The sequence below is a fragment of the Isoptericola variabilis 225 genome, assembly GCF_000215105.1.
Lineage (GTDB): Bacteria > Actinomycetota > Actinomycetes > Actinomycetales > Cellulomonadaceae > Isoptericola > Isoptericola variabilis_A.
The window spans coordinates 560,534-578,996 of the sequence record NC_015588.1 but is presented as its reverse complement, the minus strand read 5'-3'; the positions used below and the strand labels follow the sequence as shown (position 1 = coordinate 578,996).

The window sequence follows — 18,463 nt, the reverse complement described above, 5'->3', positions numbered from 1 at the left end:
GTCCCGTGGTGGGCACGGGTCCCGTGGTGGGCACGCGTCACGAGCCGTCGACGAGCCGGACCGCGGTGAGCTCGTCGAGCACGAGGTCGGTCACGACGCCGGCCGCGAGCGCCGCGCGCAGCGGGGCGACCTTGTTGTCGCCCGCGACCGCGCACAGCCGCCGCGGGATGCGGCGCAGCTGGTGCGGCGTCGGGCCGGACGCGCGCGCGTTGATCGGGATGTCGCGGTAGGTGCCGTCGGCACGCAGGAAGACCGTGCACACGTCGCCGACCACGCCCTCGGCATCGAGCACCGCGACGTCCTCCGGGTCGAGGTACCCGGCCGCGTACACGTGCGACGGCACGCCGCCCGACACGGCTCCCACGGAGAACAGGGCGATGTCGGCCTGGGCCTGCACGTCGAGCACGCGGCGCACCGAACGCTCGCGCCACATCGCCGACTTCGTCTCGGCGTAGTCGAAGAACGCCGGGACCGAGAAGTGGTGCACCTGGGCGTCGAACGCGGACCCGAACGCCGCGATGATCTCGCCCGCGTAGCCGACGCCCGACGTGCGCGTGTTCGCGGCGCCGTTGAGCTGCACGACGGCGGAGCCGCGGGTGGCCTTGTGGTGCAGGTGGTGCGCGATCGCCGCGAGCGTCGTGCCCCACGCGATGCCGAGCACCATGCCGGAGTCGTACCAGCGGGCGAGCAGGCGCGCGGTCGCGATGGCGACCTGGTCGAGCCGCGCCTCGTCGTCCGCGGAGTCCGGCACGGGAACGACGTAGGCGTCGATGCCGTACGCGGCCGAGATCTCCTTGCCGAGGCCGGGTGCGCGCGAGTGCGCGGGCCGCAGCGTGATCTCGACGACGCCGGTCTGGCGCGCGTGCTTGATGAGCCGCGAGACCGTCGAGCGGGAGGTGCGCAGGTGCCGCGCGATGGTCTCCATCTTCATGTCCTGGAGGTAGTACATCGTCGCGGCCATGAGCACGTCGCGCTCGCGATCGGTCGTCATGGCGCCCCACTCTGCCACGGCTGCACGTTCGTGCACAGCGGTTGCGCGAACGTGCCAGGGATGCTGAGGTCGGACCGTCGTCGACGGGGAGGGGACAACGATGGCGTCCACACGACTCACGGCCGAGTCGCGCGAGCAGGCGCTGGCGGCGCTCGACGCGTCGCGCGAGGCGACCGGCGAGCTCGACGTGCTCGTCGTGGGTGGCGGCGTGACCGGCGCGGGGATCGCGCTCGACGCCGTGACCCGCGGGCTGTCCACGGCCGTCGTCGAGGCGCAGGACTGGGCGTCGGGCACCTCGAGCCGCAGCAGCAAGCTGGTGCACGGCGGCCTGCGGTACCTGCAGATGCTCGACTTCCACCTCGTGCACGAGGCGCTCACCGAGCGCGACCTGCTGCTCAAGGAGCTCGCGCCGCACCTCGTGCGCCCGGTCCCCTTCCTCTACCCGCTCGAGCACCGCGTGTGGGAGCGCGCCTACGTCGGCGCCGGCATCGCGCTGTACGACACGCTGGCGGCGATCGCGCCGGGACGCCGGGCCATGCCGATCCACCGCCACCTCACGCGGCGCGCGATCGCCCGCAAGTTCCCCGACCTCGCGCACGACGCCGCGATCGGCGCCGTGCAGTACTGGGACGCGTCGGTCGACGACGCGCGCCTCGTCGCGACGCTCGTGCGCACCGCCGCGAGCTACGGCGCGCACGCGGCGTCGCGCACCCAGGTGGTCGAGCTGACCAAGAGCGCCACCGGCGCGGTCAACGGCGCCGTCGTCGTCGACCTCGAGACCGGCCGCGAGATCACGGTCCGCGCCCGCCACGTCGTCAACGCCACCGGTGTGTGGACCGAGGACACCGAGGCGCTCGCCGGCGACCAGGGCGGCCTGCACGTGCTGGCGTCCAAGGGCATCCACATCGTCGTGCCGCGCGAGCGGATCAAGGGCCAGGTCGGCCTGATCCTGCAGACCGAGAAGTCCGTGCTGTTCATCATCCCGTGGTCGCGGTACTGGATCATCGGCACGACCGACACGCCCTGGAACCTCGACCCCGTGCACCCCGTCGCGACCGCGACGGACATCGACTACGTGCTCGACCACGCCAACGCGGTGCTCGCGCACCCGCTGTCGCGCGACGACGTCATCGGCACCTACGCGGGCCTGCGCCCGCTGCTGCAGCCCGGCACCAAGGAGGGCACCTCCTCCGCCAAGGTGTCGCGCGAGCACACCGTCGCCTCCCCCGCGCCCGGCCTGACCGTCATCGCGGGCGGCAAGCTCACGACGTACCGGGTCATGGCCAAGGACGCGATCGACTTCGCGATCGGCTCCCGGGCGTCGGCGCTGCCGTCCATCACGCACCGCATCCCGCTGCTCGGCGCGGTCGGCCTGCAGGCCGTGCAGCGCCAGGCGCGCGCGTGGGCGCAGCGTTACGGCTGGACGCCCGCCATGGTCGACCACCTGCTGCACCGGTACGGGTCCAACCTGCGCGAGATCGTCGAGCTGTGCGAGGCAGACGCGTCGCTCGCGCGCCCGCTCGAGCACGCGCCCGCCTACCTGCGCGCCGAGGTCCACTACGGCGTGAGCCACGAGGGCGCGCTGCACCTCGAGGACCTCCTGCTGCACCGCACGCGCCTGATCTACGAGGTGCCGGACAGCGGGCTCGCCGCGCTGCCGGAGATCGCCGACGTCGCCGGACCGCTGCTCGGCTGGGACGACGCCGCGCGCGAGCGCGAGATCGCGGCCTACACCTCGATCGTCGAGGCCGAGCGCGCCGCCGCGCTCGAGAGCGACGACGCCGCGGCCGAGGCCGCCCGACGACGGGCCGCGGACGTCGCGGCCATGCGCCCGCTCCGCACCTGAGCGGGCCCCCGAACGACGGCGCGCCGACCCCTCGACGCCGAGGGCCGCCGCGCCGGCGACCTGACAAGGAAGTCATTCGAGAAAGCGAGACGGCAATGTCAACAGGCCAGATCTTCCTCACCGAGATGCTGGGCACGATGATGCTCCTGCTCCTCGGCTGCGGCGTCGTGGCGAACGTGATCCTGCCCAAGACGAAGGGCTTCGGCGGCGGTTGGCTGCTGATCAACTTCGGGTGGGGCCTGGCGGTGTTCTCCGGCGTCTTCGTGGCCTTCAACAGCGGCGCCCACATCAACCCGGCCGTGACGCTCGGGATCCTGGCCAACGGTGCCGACGAGTTCGGACCGGGGATCGAGGCGAACTTCGGCAACGCCCTGATCTACATCGCCGCCCAGATGGTCGGCGCGTTCATCGGCGCGGCGCTCGCCTTCCTGACCTACAAGAAGCACTTCGACGAGGAGGCGCCCGGCCCGATCAAGCTCGCGGTCTTCTCGACCGGCCCCGAGCTGCGCTCGTACACGTGGAACCTCGTGACCGAGGTCGTCGGCACGTTCGTCCTCGTCTTCGTCATCCTGCAGTTCGCCAACTGGCCCGGAGACCTGGGTCCGCTGGCGGCGGCCCTCCTCGTGACCGGCATCGGCGCGAGCCTCGGCGGCCCCACGGGGTACGCCATCAACCCGGCCCGCGACCTCGGCCCGCGCATCGCCCACGCCGTCCTGCCGATCCGCGGCAAGGGCCCGAGCGACTGGGGCTACTCCTGGGTCCCGGTCGTCGGCCCGATCGTCGGCGGCGTCCTCGCCGGCCTCGTCGCGAACGCCATCGCCTGACCGTCCCCTGTCCGACAGCACCTACCCACGACGACGTGAAGGACCCCCACCATGGCTGACTACGTCCTCGCCATCGACCAGGGCACGACGAGCTCGCGTGCCATCATCTTCGACCACTCGGGCCGTATCATCTCGACCGGCCAGCTCGAGCACGACCAGATCTTCCCCAGGGCGGGCTGGGTCGAGCACAACCCCGAGCAGATCTGGAACAACGTGCGCGAGGTCGTCGGCCTCGCCCTGACCCGCGCCAACCTCACCCACACCGACCTCGCCGCGATCGGCATCACCAACCAGCGCGAGACCGCCGTCGTGTGGGACCGGACGACGGGCAAGCCCGTGTACAACGCGATCGTCTGGCAGGACACGCGCACGCAGGCGATCGTCGACGAGCTGGGCGGCGACGTCGGGGCCGACAAGTACAAGTCGATCGTCGGCCTGCCCCTCGCGACGTACTTCTCGGGTCCCAAGATCAAGTGGATCCTCGACAACGTCGACGGCGCCCGCGAGGCCGCCGAGCGCGGCGACCTGCTCTTCGGCAACACCGACACGTGGGTCCTGTGGAACATGACCGGCGGCGTCGAGGGCGGCGTGCACGTCACCGACGTCACCAACGCCTCGCGCACCATGCTCATGGACCTCGACACGCTGTCGTGGCGCGAGGACATCGCGGCCGACATGGGCATCCCGCTGTCGATGCTGCCCGAGATCCGCTCGTCGTCCGAGGTGTACGGCCAGGGCCGCCCCCGCGGCATGGTGCCCGGCGTGCCGATCGCCGGCATCCTCGGCGACCAGCAGGCGGCCACGTTCGGCCAGGCGTGCTTCGAGGTCGGCACCGCGAAGAACACGTACGGCACCGGCAACTTCATGCTCCTCAACACGGGCACCGAGAAGGTCCCGAGCAAGAACGGCCTGCTCACGACGGTCTGCTACAAGATCGGCGACGCCCCGCAGGTGTACGCGCTCGAGGGCTCGATCGCCGTCACCGGCTCTCTCGTGCAGTGGCTCCGCGACAACCTGGGTCTGTTCACCGACGCGCCCGACATCGAGTGGCTCGCGGGCAAGGTCGACGACAACGGCGGCGCGTACTTCGTGCCCGCGTTCTCCGGCCTGTTCGCGCCGTACTGGCGGCCCGACGCGCGCGGCGCGCTCGTCGGCCTCACCCGGTACGTCAACCGCAACCACATCGCGCGCGCGGCGCTCGAGGCCACGGCCTACCAGACGCGCGAGGTCATGGACGCCATGAACGCCGACTCGGGCGTCGACCTCACCGAGCTCAAGGTCGACGGCGGCATGGTCGCCAACGAGCTGCTCATGCAGTTCCAGGCCGACCAGCTCGGCGTCGACGTCGTGCGGCCCAAGGTCGCCGAGACGACGGCGCTCGGTGCCGCGTACGCGGCGGGCATCGCCGTCGGGTTCTGGAACGGCGAGGAGGACGTCACCGCCAACTGGGCCGAGGACAAGCGCTGGTCGCCGTCCATGGCCGAGGACGAGCGCGAGCGGCTCTACCGGCAGTGGAAGAAGGCCGTGACGAAGACGTTCGACTGGGTGGACGAGGACGTGCAGTAGTCGTCGTTCGTGCCCGCGGCGGGGAAGGACCTCGTGCGGGCGGCCGCGTTCACGGGCGCAGGGCGCCCTCCACTTCGGGAGAGATACGGCCGCCCGCACGAGGTCCTTCCCCGCCGCTCGTCTGGTCGGCTGCTGCCCGTAGGGTGATCGGGTGACCGTCACCTCCACCGTCGAGTACACGATCCCCGGCCTGCACGTCACCGACAGGACGCTCCGCGTGCCGCTCGACTGGTCGCGGCCCGACGACGGGCGCTCGCTGACCGTCTTCGTGCGCGAGCTCGTGGCGCCGCAGCGCAAGGACGACGACCTGCCGCTGCTCGTGTTCCTCCAGGGCGGGCCGGGTGGCAAGGGCCCGCGGCCGACCGGGCCCGACGGCTGGCTGGGGACGGCCCTCGAGCGCTTCCGCGTGGTGCTGCTCGACCAGCGCGGCACCGGCCGGTCCTCGGCCGTGCGGGCCGCGGCGCTGCAGGCGCTCGGCACCGGCGCCGAGCAGGCCGAGCACCTGACGCACTTCCGGGCCGACTCGATCGTCGCCGACGCCGAGCACGTGCGGAAGACGGTCTACGGCGGCCGGCGGTGGTGCTCGCTCGGCCAGTCGTACGGCGGCTTCATCACGCTGACGTACCTGTCGCAGGCGCCCGAGGGGCTGGCGGCGTCCTTCGTCACAGGTGGGCTCGCCGGCCTGACGGCGAGCGCCCGGGAGGTCTACGAGCGCACGCAGGAGCGCGTCGTCGCGAAGAACGCCCGCTACCGGGAGCGCTACCCGCACGACGCCGAGCGGCTGGCGCGCGTCGCCGACCGGGTCGCGGCCGGCGACGTCCGGCTGCCTGGCGGCGACGTGCTCACGGTCGAGCGCGTCCAGTCGCTGGGCATGGACCTCGGCATGGGGCCGGGCTTCGAGCGCATCCACTGGATCGTCGACGAGGCGTTCGACGACGCCTCGCCCGACGAGCTGACCGACACCTTCCTCGCCGCGGTCCAGGACGAGACCGGCTTCGCCGCGAACCCGATGTACGCCGTCCTGCACGAGTCGATCTACGCGCAGTCGTCGACGGGTCCGACGGCGTGGGCCGCGCAGCAGGTGCGCGACGGCGACCCGCGCTTCGCCGCCGACGCCCGGCCGCTGCTGCTCACCGGCGAGATGATCTACCCCTGGATGTTCGAGCAGGTCGCGGCGCTGCGGCCGTTCCGCGAGGCGGCGGAGGCGCTGGCCGCGCGCGCCGACTGGCCGGACCTGTACGACCTGGAGAGGCTCGCCGCCAACGAGGTGCCGGTCGAGGCCGCCGTGTACTTCGACGACATGTTCGTCGACGCCGGCCTGTCGCTCGAGACCGCCGCCCACGTCGGCAACGCGCGCGCCTGGGTGACCAACGAGTTCGAGCACGACGGCCTCCGGATGGGCGACGTGTTCGCGCGCCTGCTCGAACGCATGGACGCCCGCGGCGCGACGCCGAAGTAGCGCACCACCCGGCGAGGTAGCGCTGAAATCGCCCAGGTAGCGCGTTCTCGCGCGAGGTAGCGCTGCAACCCGCGAGGTAGCGCACCACCCCGCGAGGTAGCGCGTTCCCACGGGCCGTAGCCGCGCGGACGGCGTCACCGACCGTCCGCGGCGACCATCTCGTCGAACATCTCGTCGGTGCACTCGGGCTCGTGCTCGCCGAGCACCCGCGTGTACATCGGGTACCAGCCGCGGTGCGGGAACGGTCCGACGCTGTAGTGCACCGTCGTGCAAACTGTGCGCCCGAGGCGTCGACGTCGACGACGAGCGCGATCATGACCGTCTCGCCCGGCTCGAGGTCGAACCCGTCGGGTCCGAGAACCTCGGCGTCGGCCCAGAACGCGGCCCGCGGGTCGTGCTCGGCTCCGATCGCGGCGGCCACCGCCGCGAGCACCACCCCCGCGGCGACCCACCGCCGTCGTTCGTGCGGGACGGGAGCCTCGACGACGTCGTCGGTCAGCGTCATGGGGCACTCCTACCGGTGATCGGTCGCGGTGTCGCGGCGCCCGCGCCCTAGCTCGTCGGGCGGCGCGGCAGCATGCCGAGGTGCGTGTGATGGAACGAGTCCGGTTCCTTGAGGCCGAACCCCAGCGCACGGTCGACGGCGACGTGGAACGCCCAGGCGAGTGCCGCCGTCGCGCAGAACGCCTGGGCGGAGGCCGAACCGGCCCCGAGGGCGAGACCGACCGCGAGCGCGCCGAGGAGCAGCGGCCCGACGTACGAGTGCCCGAGGTTGTAGACGATCGCGCCGACGCGCGGGCCCCGCAGGTAGCCGAGCGCCGACAGGTCGAACAGCAGGAACGCCGCGAACAGCACCCACCACGTCGCCGGCACGAGCAGCCACGCGGCCCACACGAGGCCCACGGCGACGAGCAGCGCCTCGGCACGCAGGACGACGCGCGGGCGGGTGAGGTCGGTCGTCGGCTGCGGCAGGGGCTGGGTCGCCTCGTCGCGCGCGTCGTCGCTCATGCGCCGCACGCTAGCGGCCGACGTCGGGCGGGCACATCCTCCGATCGGAGGTTCGTGCCGCGCTACGTCGCGGCAGAACGCGCTACCTCGCCGGCTCGAGCGCTACGTCGCGGCAGAACGCGCTACCTCGCCGGCTCGAGCGCTACGTCGCGGCAGAACGCGCTACCTCGCCGGCTCGAGCGCTACCTCGCGAGTGCAGTGCTACGTCGTGGGGTGGTCCGGAGCGTGGCGCTCGAGGAACGAGTACACCTCGGTGTCGTCGACGCCGGGAAAGACGCCCCGGGGCAGCGCGGCGAGGATCTGCTGGTGCATGCGGGCGCTCGGCCACGACACGCCCTCCCATCGTGCGGCGAGGTCGACCGGCGGGCGCTGGCAGCACGCCGGGTCGGGGCACGTGGACTTCCGGCGCACCTGGGTGTCGCGGCCGCGGAACCACTTCGCGTGCGCGTACGGGACGCCGACGGTCACGGAGAACTGCCGCCCGTCGGCGGCCGCGCCGGTCTGCACGGAGTCCCAGAAGGTGCCGGCCGGGGTGTCGGTGTACTGGTAGGACTCCGTCGCGCGGTCGCGGCGCGCGAAGGCCTCGCGCCCCGCCCACCACTTGCACACGAGCTGGCCCTCGATCGCGCCGGTGACGTCCATGGGCAGCGGCAGCCCGTCGTTCGCGTATCCGCGGAACAGGGCGCCGTCGTCGCCCACGCGCAGGAAGTGCAGCGGGATGCCGAGGTGCACCGTCGCGAGGTTCGTCAGCCGCATCGCCGCGGCCTCGTGCGTCACGCCGAACGCGTCGCGGAAGTCCTCGACGGCGAGGTCCTTCTCGCGCTTGCGCTGCGACAGGAAGTCGACCGCGAACGACTGCGGGATGAGGCACGCCGCCGCGAAGTACGTGATCTCGACCCGCTGGCGCAGGAACTCGGCGTACGAGCGGGGCCGCTCGTGGCCCAGCACGCGGTGCGCGATGGCCTGCAGCGCGAGCGAGCGCAGCCCGTGCCCGCCCGGGATGGACGCGGGCGGCAGGTAGATCCGTCCGTTGCGCCAGTCGGTGACCGACCGCGCGGAGCGGGGCAGGTCGTCGACGTGCAGGATCGTCAGCCCCAGGGCCTCGGCCATGCGCGCGACCGTCCGGTGCATGAGCGCACCGCCCGTGTAGCCGGCCCGCCGCGTCATGTCCTCGGCGATCGCCTCGATCTGCGGCAGGTGGTTGTCGCGGGCCTGGCGCTCCAGGCGCAGCTCGGTGTTGGCCCGCCGCGCCTCCTCGGGCGTCGCGATCGCCTCCTCCTCGCGCCGGGCGATCTCGGCGTGCAGGCCGACGAGCTGCTCGAGCACCGGCACGGGCAGCTTCTGGCTCGGCTTGATGGCGGGCAGGCCGAGCGCCGCGAACAGGGGTCCGCGCTGGGCACGCTCGAGCGCGATCTCGAGCTCGGCGCGGCGCGACGGCGGCTCGGCGGCGAGCAGGTCGGCGAGCGGCACGTCGAGGGCCTCGGCGATCGCTCGCAGCAGCGACAGGCGGGGCTCGCGGCGCCCGTTCTCGACGAGCGACAGGAGGCTCGGCGCCGAGCCCACGCGCTCGCTGAGCGCGTCGAGCGTCAGCCCGCGCGACGTGCGCGCGTGCCGGATGCGCCGGCCGAGCGTGATGAGGTCCGGCGCCTCCGCGCCCGGCACGAGCTCCGCCCTCGTCCCGTACGCGCCCGACGGCGGTACTCGCGTCGAGCCGGATTCCTGGCGTCTCGCAGACATGGTTTCACCGTACGTGAAGATCGACGAATCTTCACGCCGTCACGGCTGGTAAGCCGCCTCGGTCCGGCGCAGGCTGGAACCAGGACCTCACTGGACGGACGGAGCACGTCATGACCTTCACAGCGAACCCGCGCCGGACCCGACTCGCCCTCGCCGAGCTCGTGCCCGACGTCGCACCCGCGAGCTCGACCGGCGGCCTGCCCACCGCGCACCGCCCGGCCGACCCGCGGGCCTGGGTCGCCGAGATCGCCGAGCTGACCCAGCCCGACGAGGTCGTGTGGTGCGACGGTTCTGCCGCCGAGAAGCAGCGCCTGATCGACCTCATGGTCGACGCCGGCACGCTGATCCGCCTGAACGAGGAGAAGCGCCCCAACTCGTACCTCGCGCGCTCGAACCCGTCCGACGTCGCGCGCGTCGAGTCGCGCACCTTCATCTGCTCGGAGCGCGAGCAGGACGCCGGCCCGACCAACAACTGGCGCGCGCCCGAGGAGATGCGCGCCGAGCTGCGCGACGTCTTCGCCGGGTCGATGCGCGGCCGCACCATGTACGTGGTGCCGTTCTCGATGGGCCCGGTCGGCGGGCCGATCTCGCAGGTCGGCATCGAGATCACCGACTCGCCCTACGTCGTCGTGTCGATGCACGTCATGACGCGCGTGTCGTCCGAGGTGCTGCGCCTCATCGACGCCGGCCGGCAGTGGGTGCCGGCCGTGCACTCGGTCGGCGCGCCGCTCGCCCCGGGCGAGGAGGACGTCCCGTGGCCGTGCAACGACACGAAGTACATCGTCCACTACCCCGAGACTCGCGAGATCTGGTCGTACGGCTCGGGCTACGGAGGCAACGCGCTGCTCGGCAAGAAGTGCTTCGCGCTGCGCATCGCCTCGGTTATGGCCCGTGACGAGGGCTGGCTCGCCGAGCACATGCTGCTGATCCGGGTCACGTCCCCCGAGGGGCGCAAGTACCACGTCGCCGCGGCGTTCCCCAGCGCGTGCGGCAAGACGAACCTCGCGATGCTGCGCCCGACCATCCCCGGCTGGACCGTCGAGACGCTCGGCGACGACATCGTGTGGATGCGCCCCGGCCCGGACGGGTCCCTGCGCGCGATCAACCCCGAGGCGGGCTTCTTCGGCGTCGCGCCCGGGACCGGCGTCGTGACCAACCCGACCGCCGTCGAGACGCTCACGCACGACGTCATCTTCACGAACGTCGCGCTGACCGACGACGGCGACGTGTGGTGGGAGGGCCTGACGCCCGAGCCGCCCGCGCACCTGGTCGACTGGCAGGGCCAGGACTGGACGCCGGACTCCGGCCGCCCGGCCGCGCACCCCAACTCGCGGTTCACGGTCGCGGCCGCGCAGTGCCCCACCATCGCCGACTGCTGGGAGGACCCGGCCGGCGTCCCGGTCGACGCGATCGTGTTCGGCGGCCGCCGCGCGTCGAACGTGCCGCTCGTGACGCAGGCGCTGAGCTGGGACCACGGCGTCTTCATGGGCGCGACCATCTCGTCCGAGCAGACCGCGGCCGCAGAGGGAACCGTCGGCGAGCTTCGCCGCGACCCGTTCGCCATGCTGCCGTTCTGCGGCTACAACATGGCCGACCACTGGGCGCACTGGCTGCGCGTGGGCCAGGGCCTCGACCCCGACAAGCGGCCCAAGGTCTTCCAGGTCAACTGGTTCCGCAAGGGCCCCGACGGCCGGTTCCTCTGGCCCGGGTTCGGCGAGAACGCGCGCGTCGTCAAGTGGATGGTCGAGCAGCTCGACCGCTCGCGCGGCCTGCGGACCGACGCGGGCGCCGTCCACTCCCCCGTCGGGCTGCTGCCTGACCCCGGGGCGCTCGACACCGACGGGCTCGAGCTGTCCGACGACGACCTGGCCGCGCTCTTCGACGTGCCCGCCGAGCCGTGGCGCCGCGAGACCGAGCTGACCGCCGAGTTCTTCGAGACGTTCGGCGACCGCGTCCCCGCGCAGCTCTGGGCCCAGCTCGCCCGGCTGCGCGAGCGCCTGGCCTGACGCACGCGCACTCGGCGGCGTCCGCGCCGGTCAGTAGACCGTCCCCATGAGCTCGCGGACGTCGGCCAGGACCCCGTCCGCCAGGGCGTTCGCGCGCGCGTTCCCCCGGGCGAGCACGTCCCGGACGACGCCGTCGGCGTCCGCGGCGAGGGACCGGCGTCGGGCACGCAGCGGCCGCAGGCCCTCGACGACGGCCTCGGTCACGACCTCCTTGAGCCGCCCCGCGCCGGCCGCGCCGACCGACTCCGCGAGCGCCTCCGGCGTCGTGCCCGCGAAGTGCGCCCCGATCCGCAGGAGGTTGGCGATCTCCGGGCGGGCCTGCGGCTCGTACGTGATGCGGCGCTCGGCGTCCGACCGGGCGCGCCGGAAGAACGCGGAAGACGACGAGTCCCGGGCTGCGGCGGGCAGCTCGGGACTCGGTGGGTGCGGCGGGGCGCGTCAGGTCACGGCTGCTCGTGCAGCCGCCACCAGTCGGTACGCCTCGTCATGCGCACCAGCGTAGTCGGCCCAGGTTCCCTTCCGCGAGGTCGTACCGCCGGTCTCGAGGTCGTACTCCCCGGGTACGACGTCGGGACCGGCGGTACGACCTCGCGAAAAGGGGGGCGAGCACGACGGGTGGGAGAATCGGCGTCGTGCCCGAGCCGACCCCCGCACCGCCCGCCGACCCGTTCCTCCACGTCGTGTACTTCGAGCCGCGCATCCCCGGCAACACGGGATCGGCGATCCGGCTCGCCGCGGTCACGGGTGCGCGGCTGCACCTCGTCGAGCCGCTTGGCTTCGACCTGTCCGAGGCCAAGCTCAAGCGCGCGGGCCTGGACTACCACGACCTCGCCGTCATGGACGTGCACCCGTCGCTCGACGCCGCGTTCGAGGCCGTGCTCGCCGGGACGCCCGACGCTCGGGTGTTCGCCTTCACGACCCGCGCGACGACGTCGTACACCGACGTGACGTACCGCCACGGCGACGTGCTGCTCTTCGGTCCCGAGCCGACGGGCCTGCCGGACGACGTCCTCGCGCACCCGCGCCTCACCGACCAGCTGAGGATCCCGATGCTGCCGGGCCGCCGCTCGCTCAACCTCACCAACGCGGCGTCGATCGCGGTCTACGAGGCGTGGCGCCAGACGGGGTTCGCCGGCGCCTGATCCGTCGCGACGATTCGTCCCGCTCCCCTCCACGGTCTGCACCCACACGGACCCACGGGAGGAGCACCATGACCGCGCTCTACACCTTCGACGTCTTCACCACGCTCGACGGCTTCGGGTCGTTCGACGGCGGCGACTGGGGCGGCTACTGGGGCAAGCAGGGCCCGGAGTTCCTCGACCACCGGGCCGACGTGGTCGGCGAGGACCAGCGCATGGTCCTCGGGGCCACGACCTTCCGGCAGTTCATGACGCTGATCGGCGGCATCCCCGAGGACGAGATCGACCCGGTCATCACCGGCCGGACCGGCACGTCACCGGTCCTGCGCGACGCGGCCGACTTCGACCTCGAGCTCCTCGAGTCGCGCACCTACGACGGCCGCATCCAGGAGCTCGTCTACCGCCCGACGCTGCACGGCTGACCGTCAGGACAGCAGCCAGGTCGCCGCGCGCAGCAGCAGCTCCGTGTGCGACGGCGAGTCGTACGACCGCACGTCGTGGCCGAGCCCGCTGTAGACCGTCCGGCCGCCGTGCGCCTCGGTGACCCACACGACAGGGTGCCGGTTGCCGTCGTCGTCGGGCACCCAGCCGAGCACCTGCGACGACGGCGCGACGCGCAGGAAGCAGTACCGCTCGTCGAACGCGTCGACCTGCCCGAGGCCCTCGGTGATCGGGTGCGCGCCGGCCGCGAGCGTCGCGGTCGCGTCGCCGATGGGCGGGTGCATCGACTCGCCGCTGACCCACCGTCCGCCGAGGAGCTGCTCCCACGCGGGCGCGTCGTCGAACGTGTTGGCGCTCTGGTGCACCGCGAGGATCCGCCCGCCGGCGCGCGCCCACGCGTCGAGGCGAGCGTGGAACGGCGCCCACGCCGCGTCGTCGGGCCCGATCGACGCCTCGCGGAAGCCCGGCCAGGCCGTGCCCGCGTTGATCACGAGCAGGTCGACGTCGGCGAGGTCGTCGAGCGCGTCCGGGAACGTCGAGCGCACGACGACGTCGGCCGGCCGGCCGTCGACCTCGAGCCCCGCGAGCAGCAGCGCGAGCCGGTGCGACGTGGCGGCGTGGTCGTGCCACGGGTCCTCGTAGCGGCCGCGGCCGACGAGGACGAGGACACGGATCGGGGCGGGCTGGGCGTCAGGGTGCGGCGTCGTCACCCGACCGATCCTGCCAGCCCGCGCGACGCAGCACCGCCTCCGCGTGCCGGACGAGCGGTGCGTCGACCATCCGCCCGCCCACGGTGAGCACGCCCGCACCCGCCGACGCGGCCCGCCGTGCGGCGCCGACCACCTCGCGCGCCTCGGCCACCTTTTCGTCCGACGGCGCGTACGCGGCGCGGATGACGTCGGCGTGCGACGGGTGGATGCACATCGTGGCGGCGAACCCGACCGCCACGGCGTCGGCGGCCTCGGCACGCAGGCCGTCGAGGTCGCCGATGTCGAGGTGCACCGCGTCGATCGCGGCCTTGCCCGTGGCCGCGGCCGCGACCAGCACGGCCGAGCGCGCGTACCGCGCGACGTCCCGGTACGTCCCGTCCGCCCGCCGGCTCGACGTGCCGCCGAGGGACGCCACGAGGTCCTCGGCCCCCCACGCGAGCGCGACGATGTCGGGCCGGGCCGCGAGCGCCGGCGCCGCCAGGACTCCGGCGGCCGTCTCGCACAGCGCCACGACCGCGTACGGTCCGCCGTCGGGCCCGAGCAGCGGCCCGACGAACGTGCCGTCGGCCTTGGGCAGCATGATCGTGCGGTAGGCGGTGCGGGCGAGCGCGGCGAGGTCGTCCGCGTGGTCGGGCGTGCCGACGGCGTTGACGCGCACGATCGTCCGGTCGGGGTCGACGGGGTGGTCGACGAGCGCCTGGCGCGCGGCCTCCTTGCGGTCGCGCGCGACGGCGTCCTCGAGGTCGAGGATGACGGCGTCGGCCCGGTCGAGCGCCTTGACGTACCGGTCGGGCCGGTCGGCCGGGCAGAACAGCAGCGCCGGCCCGAGCGTGAACGGCGGCGGCGTCATCACCGCTCACCCCGCTCGTGCGCCTCGTGCGCCTCGCGCGTCCACATGAGGACGGTGCGCACGGCGCGCGCGACGACCTCGCCGTCCTGGTTGCGCCCGACGTGCTCGAGCGTGACGACGCCGGTGCCGGGCCGGGACTGCGACAGCCGCTTGGCCGGCACCGTCGTCTCGCCATAGAGCGTGTCCCCGTGGAACATCGGGTGCGGGAAGGTGACCTCCGTGAACCCGAGGTTCGCGACGATGGTCGTGCGCGTCAGGTGCGCGACCGACAGCCCGACGAGCGTCGCGAGCGTGAACATCGAGTTCACGAGCGGCTTGCCGAACGGCTGCGTCGCGGCCCACGCGGCGTCGAGGTGCAGGCCCTGCGGGTTCATCGTCACCGACGTGAAGAGGACGTCGTCGGCCTCGGTGAGCGTGCGGCCCGGCCGGTGCACGTACCGCACGCCCTCCTCGAGCTCGTCGTAGTACAGCCCCCGCTGCACCACCTCGCGCATCGGCGCGGTCCCGTCATCCGTCATGCCGTCAGTCCCAGGTCTCGCGCGATGATCATGAGCTGCACCTCCGTCGTCCCCTCGCCGACCTCGAGCACCTTCGAGTCGCGGTAGTGCCGCGCGACGGGGTTCTCGTTGAGGAAGCCGTACCCGCCGAAGATGTGCGACGCGTCGCGCGCGTTCGCCATCGCCGCCTCGCTGGAGACCAGCTTGGCCACCGACGCCTCGGCCTTGAAGGGCTTGCCGTGCACCTGCTTGAGCGCGGCGTCGAGCCAGCACAGCCGGGCCGAGTGCACGCGCGCCTGCATGCGGGCGAGCGTGAACGCGACGTGCTGGTTCGACCCGATCGTGCGACCGAACACCCGGCGCTCGTTCGCGTACCGCAGCGCCTCCTCGAGGCAGCCCTGCGCGGCACCCGTCGCGAGCGCCGCGAACGCGATGCGCCCCTCGTCGAGCACGCGCAGGAAGTTGGCGTACCCGCGGCCCCGCTCGCCGAGGAGGTTCGACGCCGGCACCCGGACGTTCTCGAGCGTGAGCGGGTGGGTGTCGGAGGTGTGCCAGCCGACCTTGTCGTAGCTCGGGCCGACGGTCAGGCCCGGGGTGCCGGACGGCACGAGGATCGACGACAGCTCGGGTGCGGTCCGCCCGTCCTGCGTCTGCCGCTGCCCGGTCACCGCGGTGATCGTGACGACGCTCGTGATCGGCGTGCCCGAGTTGGTGATGAACTGCTTGGAGCCGTCGATCACCCAGTCGTCACCCTCGAGGCGGGCGGTGGTCTTCGTCGCGCCCGCGTCGGAGCCCGCCTCGGCCTCGGTGAGCCCGAACGCGGCGAGCTTCTTGCCGGCGACGAGGTCGGGCAGCCACGTCTGCTTCTGCTCCTCGGTGCCGTGCCGGAAGATCGGCATCATGCCGAGCCCGACGCCGGCCTCGAGCGTCACGGCGATGGACTGGTCGACGCGCGCGAGCGCCTCGACGGCCAGGCACAGCGACACGTAGTCCTGCCCCTGCCCGCCGACCTCGACCGGGAACGGGAGCCCGAAGAGCCCCATCTCGCCCATCTGGTGGATGATCTCGATCGGCAGCCGCCGCTCCGTGTCGTACTGGTAGGCGGCCGGCGCGACGACCTGGTCGGCGAACTCGCGCACGACCTGGCTCAGCTTGCGCTGCTCGTCGGTGAGCATGGACGCCTGCGTCTCGTGGATCATGAGTCTCCTCGGGTCTCGGAGAGCGTGACCGCGGCGGCGGGGTCTGCCGCCGTGGGCTCGGTGGGCGCCGCGGGTTCGGCGGCGGGTTCCTCGGGCTCGACGACGGCCACCACCTGGTCGAGGCGGACCTGGTCGCCGGGTTGCACCGCGAGCCGGACGACCCCGGCCGCGGGCGTGGTCAGCGGGTGCTCCATCTTCATGGCCTCCACGACGACGACGGTCGCGCCTGGCTGCACCACGTCGCCGTCGGCGACGGGCACGGCCGTGACCGTCCCCGGCATGCCGGCGCGGACCTCGGCCGCGCCCCCGGCGTGGCCGGTGCCGGCGTCGGTGCCGCCGAGCGCGCGGCGTCGGGCCGCGTGGGCAGCACGGTCGAGGACGGTGTACGACGCCGCGCGCCCGCCGTCGCCGACCCACACCTCCGTCTCGGCGGGGTCGCCGCCCGGCCCTGCGACCGCGGCGACCGGGCGGGTGAGCCCGTCGACGGTGAGGAGGTGCTCGTGCGCCGCGCCGCCGGTGTGCCGCAGCGACGCCCGGACCGCGGTGCCGTCGTCGACGCGGACCGCGGCGTCGTCGAGCGGGCCGGTCACGAGCACCTCGTGCACGACGCCGCCCGCCGCCTGCAGCAGCACGCGCCGCGGGGCGGGCGGGGCATTGAGCCGCCAGCCGTCGCCCGCGGCCCACGGGCCGGACGCGCTGACGCCCGCGCCCGCCGTCGTGCGCGCGCGCAGCGCCAGCAGCGCCGCCGCCACCACCCACTCCTCCCCGGAGTTGTCAGGCTCACGCCCGCCTATACCGCCGCCTGGGCCTGACAACTCGGTGATGACGCGGTCGATGAGGCCCGTGTCCATGCGACCGGCGCGCACGTCGGGGTGCGCGAGCAGGTCGCGCAGGAACCCAGTGTTCGTCTCGACGCCGAGGACGACGAGCTCGCCGAGCAGCCCGTCGAGCCGCCGCAGCGCCTCGTCGCGGTCCTCGCCGTACGCGACCGCCTTGGCCAGCAGCGGGTCGTAGTCGCCCGTGACCTCGGCGCCGGGCAGCAGCATGCTGTCGAGCCTCAGCGGCGAGGCGTCCGGCCCGGCCGGGGTGCCGGCGTCGTGCAGCGCGAGCACGCGCCCGGTCGCGGGAAGGAAGCCGCGCGCCGGCGACTCCGCGTAGACGCGTGCCTCGATCGCGTGCCCGCGCAGGCGCACGTCGTCCTGCGCGAACGCGAGCGGCTCGCCGGACGCCACGCGCAGCTGCTGCTCGACGAGGTCGAGGCCCGTGACCATCTCGGTCACCGGGTGCTCGACCTGCAGGCGCGTGTTCATCTCGATGAACCAGAAGGTCGACGGGTCGTCGGCGGGCACGAGGAACTCGACCGTCCCGACGCCGACGTACCCGACCGACCGCGCGACCTCGCACGCGGCCTCGCCGAGGCGCGCCCGGGTCGCCTCGTCGACCGCGGGCGACGGCGCCTCCTCGACGACCTTCTGGTGCCGCCGCTGCAGCGTGCACTCGCGCTCGCCGAGGTGCACGACGGCGCCGCGCGAGTCGGCGAGGACCTGCACCTCGACGTGCCGCGGGCGTTCGACGAGCCGCTCGAGCAGCAGGTCGTCGTCGCCGAACGACGACGCCGCGACGCGCCGCGCGGAGGCGAGCGCGGCGGGCAGCTCGCCGGCCGAGCCGACGATCGTCATGCCCTTGCCGCCCCCGCCGGCGGCGGGCTTGACGAGCAGCGGGAAGCCGACGTCTGCCGCGGCGGCGAGGAGCGCGTCGTCGGACAGCCCGCCCTCGAGCGTGCCGGGCAGCACGGGCACGTCGTGCTTGGCGACGAGCCGCTTGGCCTCGACCTTGTCGCCCATGACCTCGATCGCCCGGGCCGGCGGGCCGACGAACACGACGCCCGCACGCTCGCACGCCTCCGCAAGCGCCGGGTTCTCGGACAGGAAGCCGTAGCCGGGGTGGATCGCCTGCGCGCCCGAGCGCACCGCCGCGGCGACGACCGCGTCGACGTCGAGGTACCCGAGCCGGCCGCCACCCTTGTCGGAGTCCAACCGCACCGCGACGTCGGCCTCGCGCACGTGCCGCGCACCGGCGTCGACGTCCGTGTAGACGGCGACCGAGCGGATGCCGAGGCGGCGCAGCGTGCCGATGACGCGGCACGCGATCTCGCCGCGGTTGGCGACCAGGACCGTGCGGAACATCGGC

17 protein-coding genes are annotated in these 18,463 nt (G+C 73.4%); 7 read left to right on the top strand and 10 right to left on the bottom strand.

The window, feature by feature from the left end:
- Positions 1 to 37 precede the first annotated feature (37 nt).
- Complete coding sequence (locus tag ISOVA_RS02690) at positions 38 to 991, bottom strand: sugar-binding transcriptional regulator (RefSeq protein ID WP_013837726.1); 954 nt, start codon at positions 989 to 991, stop codon at positions 38 to 40.
- 100 nt (positions 992 to 1,091) lie between these two features.
- Between ISOVA_RS02690 and ISOVA_RS02685 the strand changes: the two genes are divergently transcribed.
- The 4 genes from ISOVA_RS02685 (at position 1,092) to ISOVA_RS02670 (ending at position 6,686) form a co-directional block, all read left to right on the top strand.
- The gene (locus ISOVA_RS02685) at positions 1,092 to 2,837 is read left to right on the top strand and encodes a glycerol-3-phosphate dehydrogenase/oxidase (RefSeq protein WP_013837725.1); all 1,746 of its coding nucleotides are present in this window, start codon (positions 1,092 to 1,094) and stop codon (positions 2,835 to 2,837) included.
- Positions 2,838 to 2,932: 95 nt separating this feature from the next.
- On the top strand, positions 2,933 to 3,661 hold the full coding sequence (locus ISOVA_RS02680; protein WP_013837724.1) for an MIP/aquaporin family protein: 729 nt from the start codon (positions 2,933 to 2,935) through the stop codon (positions 3,659 to 3,661).
- 51 nt (positions 3,662 to 3,712) lie between these two features.
- Positions 3,713 to 5,227, top strand: coding sequence for a glycerol kinase GlpK (gene glpK, locus ISOVA_RS02675; RefSeq protein ID WP_013837723.1), 1,515 nt, complete (start codon positions 3,713 to 3,715; stop codon positions 5,225 to 5,227).
- 151 nt (positions 5,228 to 5,378) lie between these two features.
- Positions 5,379 to 6,686 (top strand): alpha/beta fold hydrolase, encoded by a 1,308-nt coding sequence (locus ISOVA_RS02670; RefSeq protein WP_013837722.1) that lies wholly within the window; start codon positions 5,379 to 5,381, stop codon positions 6,684 to 6,686.
- A 134-nt stretch (positions 6,687 to 6,820) separates the two neighbouring features.
- Here ISOVA_RS02670 and ISOVA_RS17410 read toward each other — a convergent pair whose 3' ends face one another.
- The 3 genes from ISOVA_RS17410 to ISOVA_RS02660 form a co-directional block, all read right to left on the bottom strand.
- On the bottom strand, positions 6,821 to 6,949 hold the full coding sequence (locus ISOVA_RS17410; protein ID WP_013837721.1) for a hypothetical protein: 129 nt from the start codon (positions 6,947 to 6,949) through the stop codon (positions 6,821 to 6,823).
- 289 nt (positions 6,950 to 7,238) lie between these two features.
- Complete coding sequence (locus ISOVA_RS02665; RefSeq protein ID WP_013837720.1) at positions 7,239 to 7,694, bottom strand: DUF4260 domain-containing protein; 456 nt, start codon at positions 7,692 to 7,694, stop codon at positions 7,239 to 7,241.
- 201 nt (positions 7,695 to 7,895) lie between these two features.
- Positions 7,896 to 9,431, bottom strand: coding sequence for an XRE family transcriptional regulator (locus ISOVA_RS02660; protein WP_081474798.1), 1,536 nt, complete (start codon positions 9,429 to 9,431; stop codon positions 7,896 to 7,898).
- A gap of 110 nt (positions 9,432 to 9,541) precedes the next feature.
- Here ISOVA_RS02660 and ISOVA_RS02655 point away from each other — a divergent pair, with 110 nt between their 5' ends.
- The gene (locus tag ISOVA_RS02655; RefSeq protein ID WP_013837718.1) at positions 9,542 to 11,437 is read left to right on the top strand and encodes a phosphoenolpyruvate carboxykinase (GTP); all 1,896 of its coding nucleotides are present in this window, start codon (positions 9,542 to 9,544) and stop codon (positions 11,435 to 11,437) included.
- Between the two features lie 30 nt (positions 11,438 to 11,467).
- On the opposite strand, the gene ISOVA_RS16670 is transcribed toward ISOVA_RS02655, so the two are convergent.
- Positions 11,468 to 11,641, bottom strand: coding sequence for a hypothetical protein (locus ISOVA_RS16670; RefSeq protein WP_186004562.1), 174 nt, complete (start codon positions 11,639 to 11,641; stop codon positions 11,468 to 11,470).
- Positions 11,642 to 12,069: 428 nt separating this feature from the next.
- On the opposite strand from ISOVA_RS16670, the gene ISOVA_RS02650 reads away from it, so the two are divergent.
- Both ISOVA_RS02650 and ISOVA_RS02645 read left to right on the top strand, forming a co-directional pair.
- Positions 12,070 to 12,579 carry a tRNA (cytidine(34)-2'-O)-methyltransferase gene (locus ISOVA_RS02650; RefSeq protein WP_013837717.1) on the top strand — a complete coding sequence of 170 codons (510 nt, stop codon included), beginning with the start codon at positions 12,070 to 12,072 and terminating at the stop codon, positions 12,577 to 12,579.
- 68 nt (positions 12,580 to 12,647) lie between these two features.
- The gene (locus ISOVA_RS02645; protein ID WP_013837716.1) at positions 12,648 to 12,998 is read left to right on the top strand and encodes a hypothetical protein; all 351 of its coding nucleotides are present in this window, start codon (positions 12,648 to 12,650) and stop codon (positions 12,996 to 12,998) included.
- A gap of 3 nt (positions 12,999 to 13,001) precedes the next feature.
- Here the strand turns inward: ISOVA_RS02645 and ISOVA_RS02640 are convergent, their stop codons facing one another.
- Genes ISOVA_RS02640 through ISOVA_RS02620 form a run of 5 tightly spaced genes read right to left on the bottom strand, consistent with a single transcriptional unit; the run spans position 13,002 to position 18,459 of the window.
- Positions 13,002 to 13,727 carry a ThuA domain-containing protein gene (locus tag ISOVA_RS02640; protein ID WP_013837715.1) on the bottom strand — a complete coding sequence of 242 codons (726 nt, stop codon included), beginning with the start codon at positions 13,725 to 13,727 and terminating at the stop codon, positions 13,002 to 13,004.
- Positions 13,708 to 14,577, bottom strand: coding sequence for an HpcH/HpaI aldolase/citrate lyase family protein (locus tag ISOVA_RS02635; protein WP_013837714.1), 870 nt, complete (start codon positions 14,575 to 14,577; stop codon positions 13,708 to 13,710). Before ISOVA_RS02635 ends, ISOVA_RS02640 begins: the two co-directional genes overlap by 20 nt.
- Positions 14,577 to 15,095 carry a MaoC family dehydratase gene (locus ISOVA_RS02630; RefSeq protein WP_013837713.1) on the bottom strand — a complete coding sequence of 173 codons (519 nt, stop codon included), beginning with the start codon at positions 15,093 to 15,095 and terminating at the stop codon, positions 14,577 to 14,579. The genes ISOVA_RS02635 and ISOVA_RS02630 overlap by 1 nt, the downstream gene beginning before the upstream one ends.
- On the bottom strand, positions 15,092 to 16,273 hold the full coding sequence (locus ISOVA_RS02625) for an acyl-CoA dehydrogenase family protein (RefSeq protein WP_013837712.1): 1,182 nt from the start codon (positions 16,271 to 16,273) through the stop codon (positions 15,092 to 15,094). Before ISOVA_RS02625 ends, ISOVA_RS02630 begins: the two co-directional genes overlap by 4 nt.
- Positions 16,270 to 18,459: an acetyl/propionyl/methylcrotonyl-CoA carboxylase subunit alpha gene (locus ISOVA_RS02620; RefSeq protein ID WP_013837711.1), complete on the bottom strand. Its 2,190-nt coding sequence runs from the start codon at positions 18,457 to 18,459 to the stop codon at positions 16,270 to 16,272. Before ISOVA_RS02620 ends, ISOVA_RS02625 begins: the two co-directional genes overlap by 4 nt.
- Positions 18,460 to 18,463: the final 4 nt, after the last annotated feature.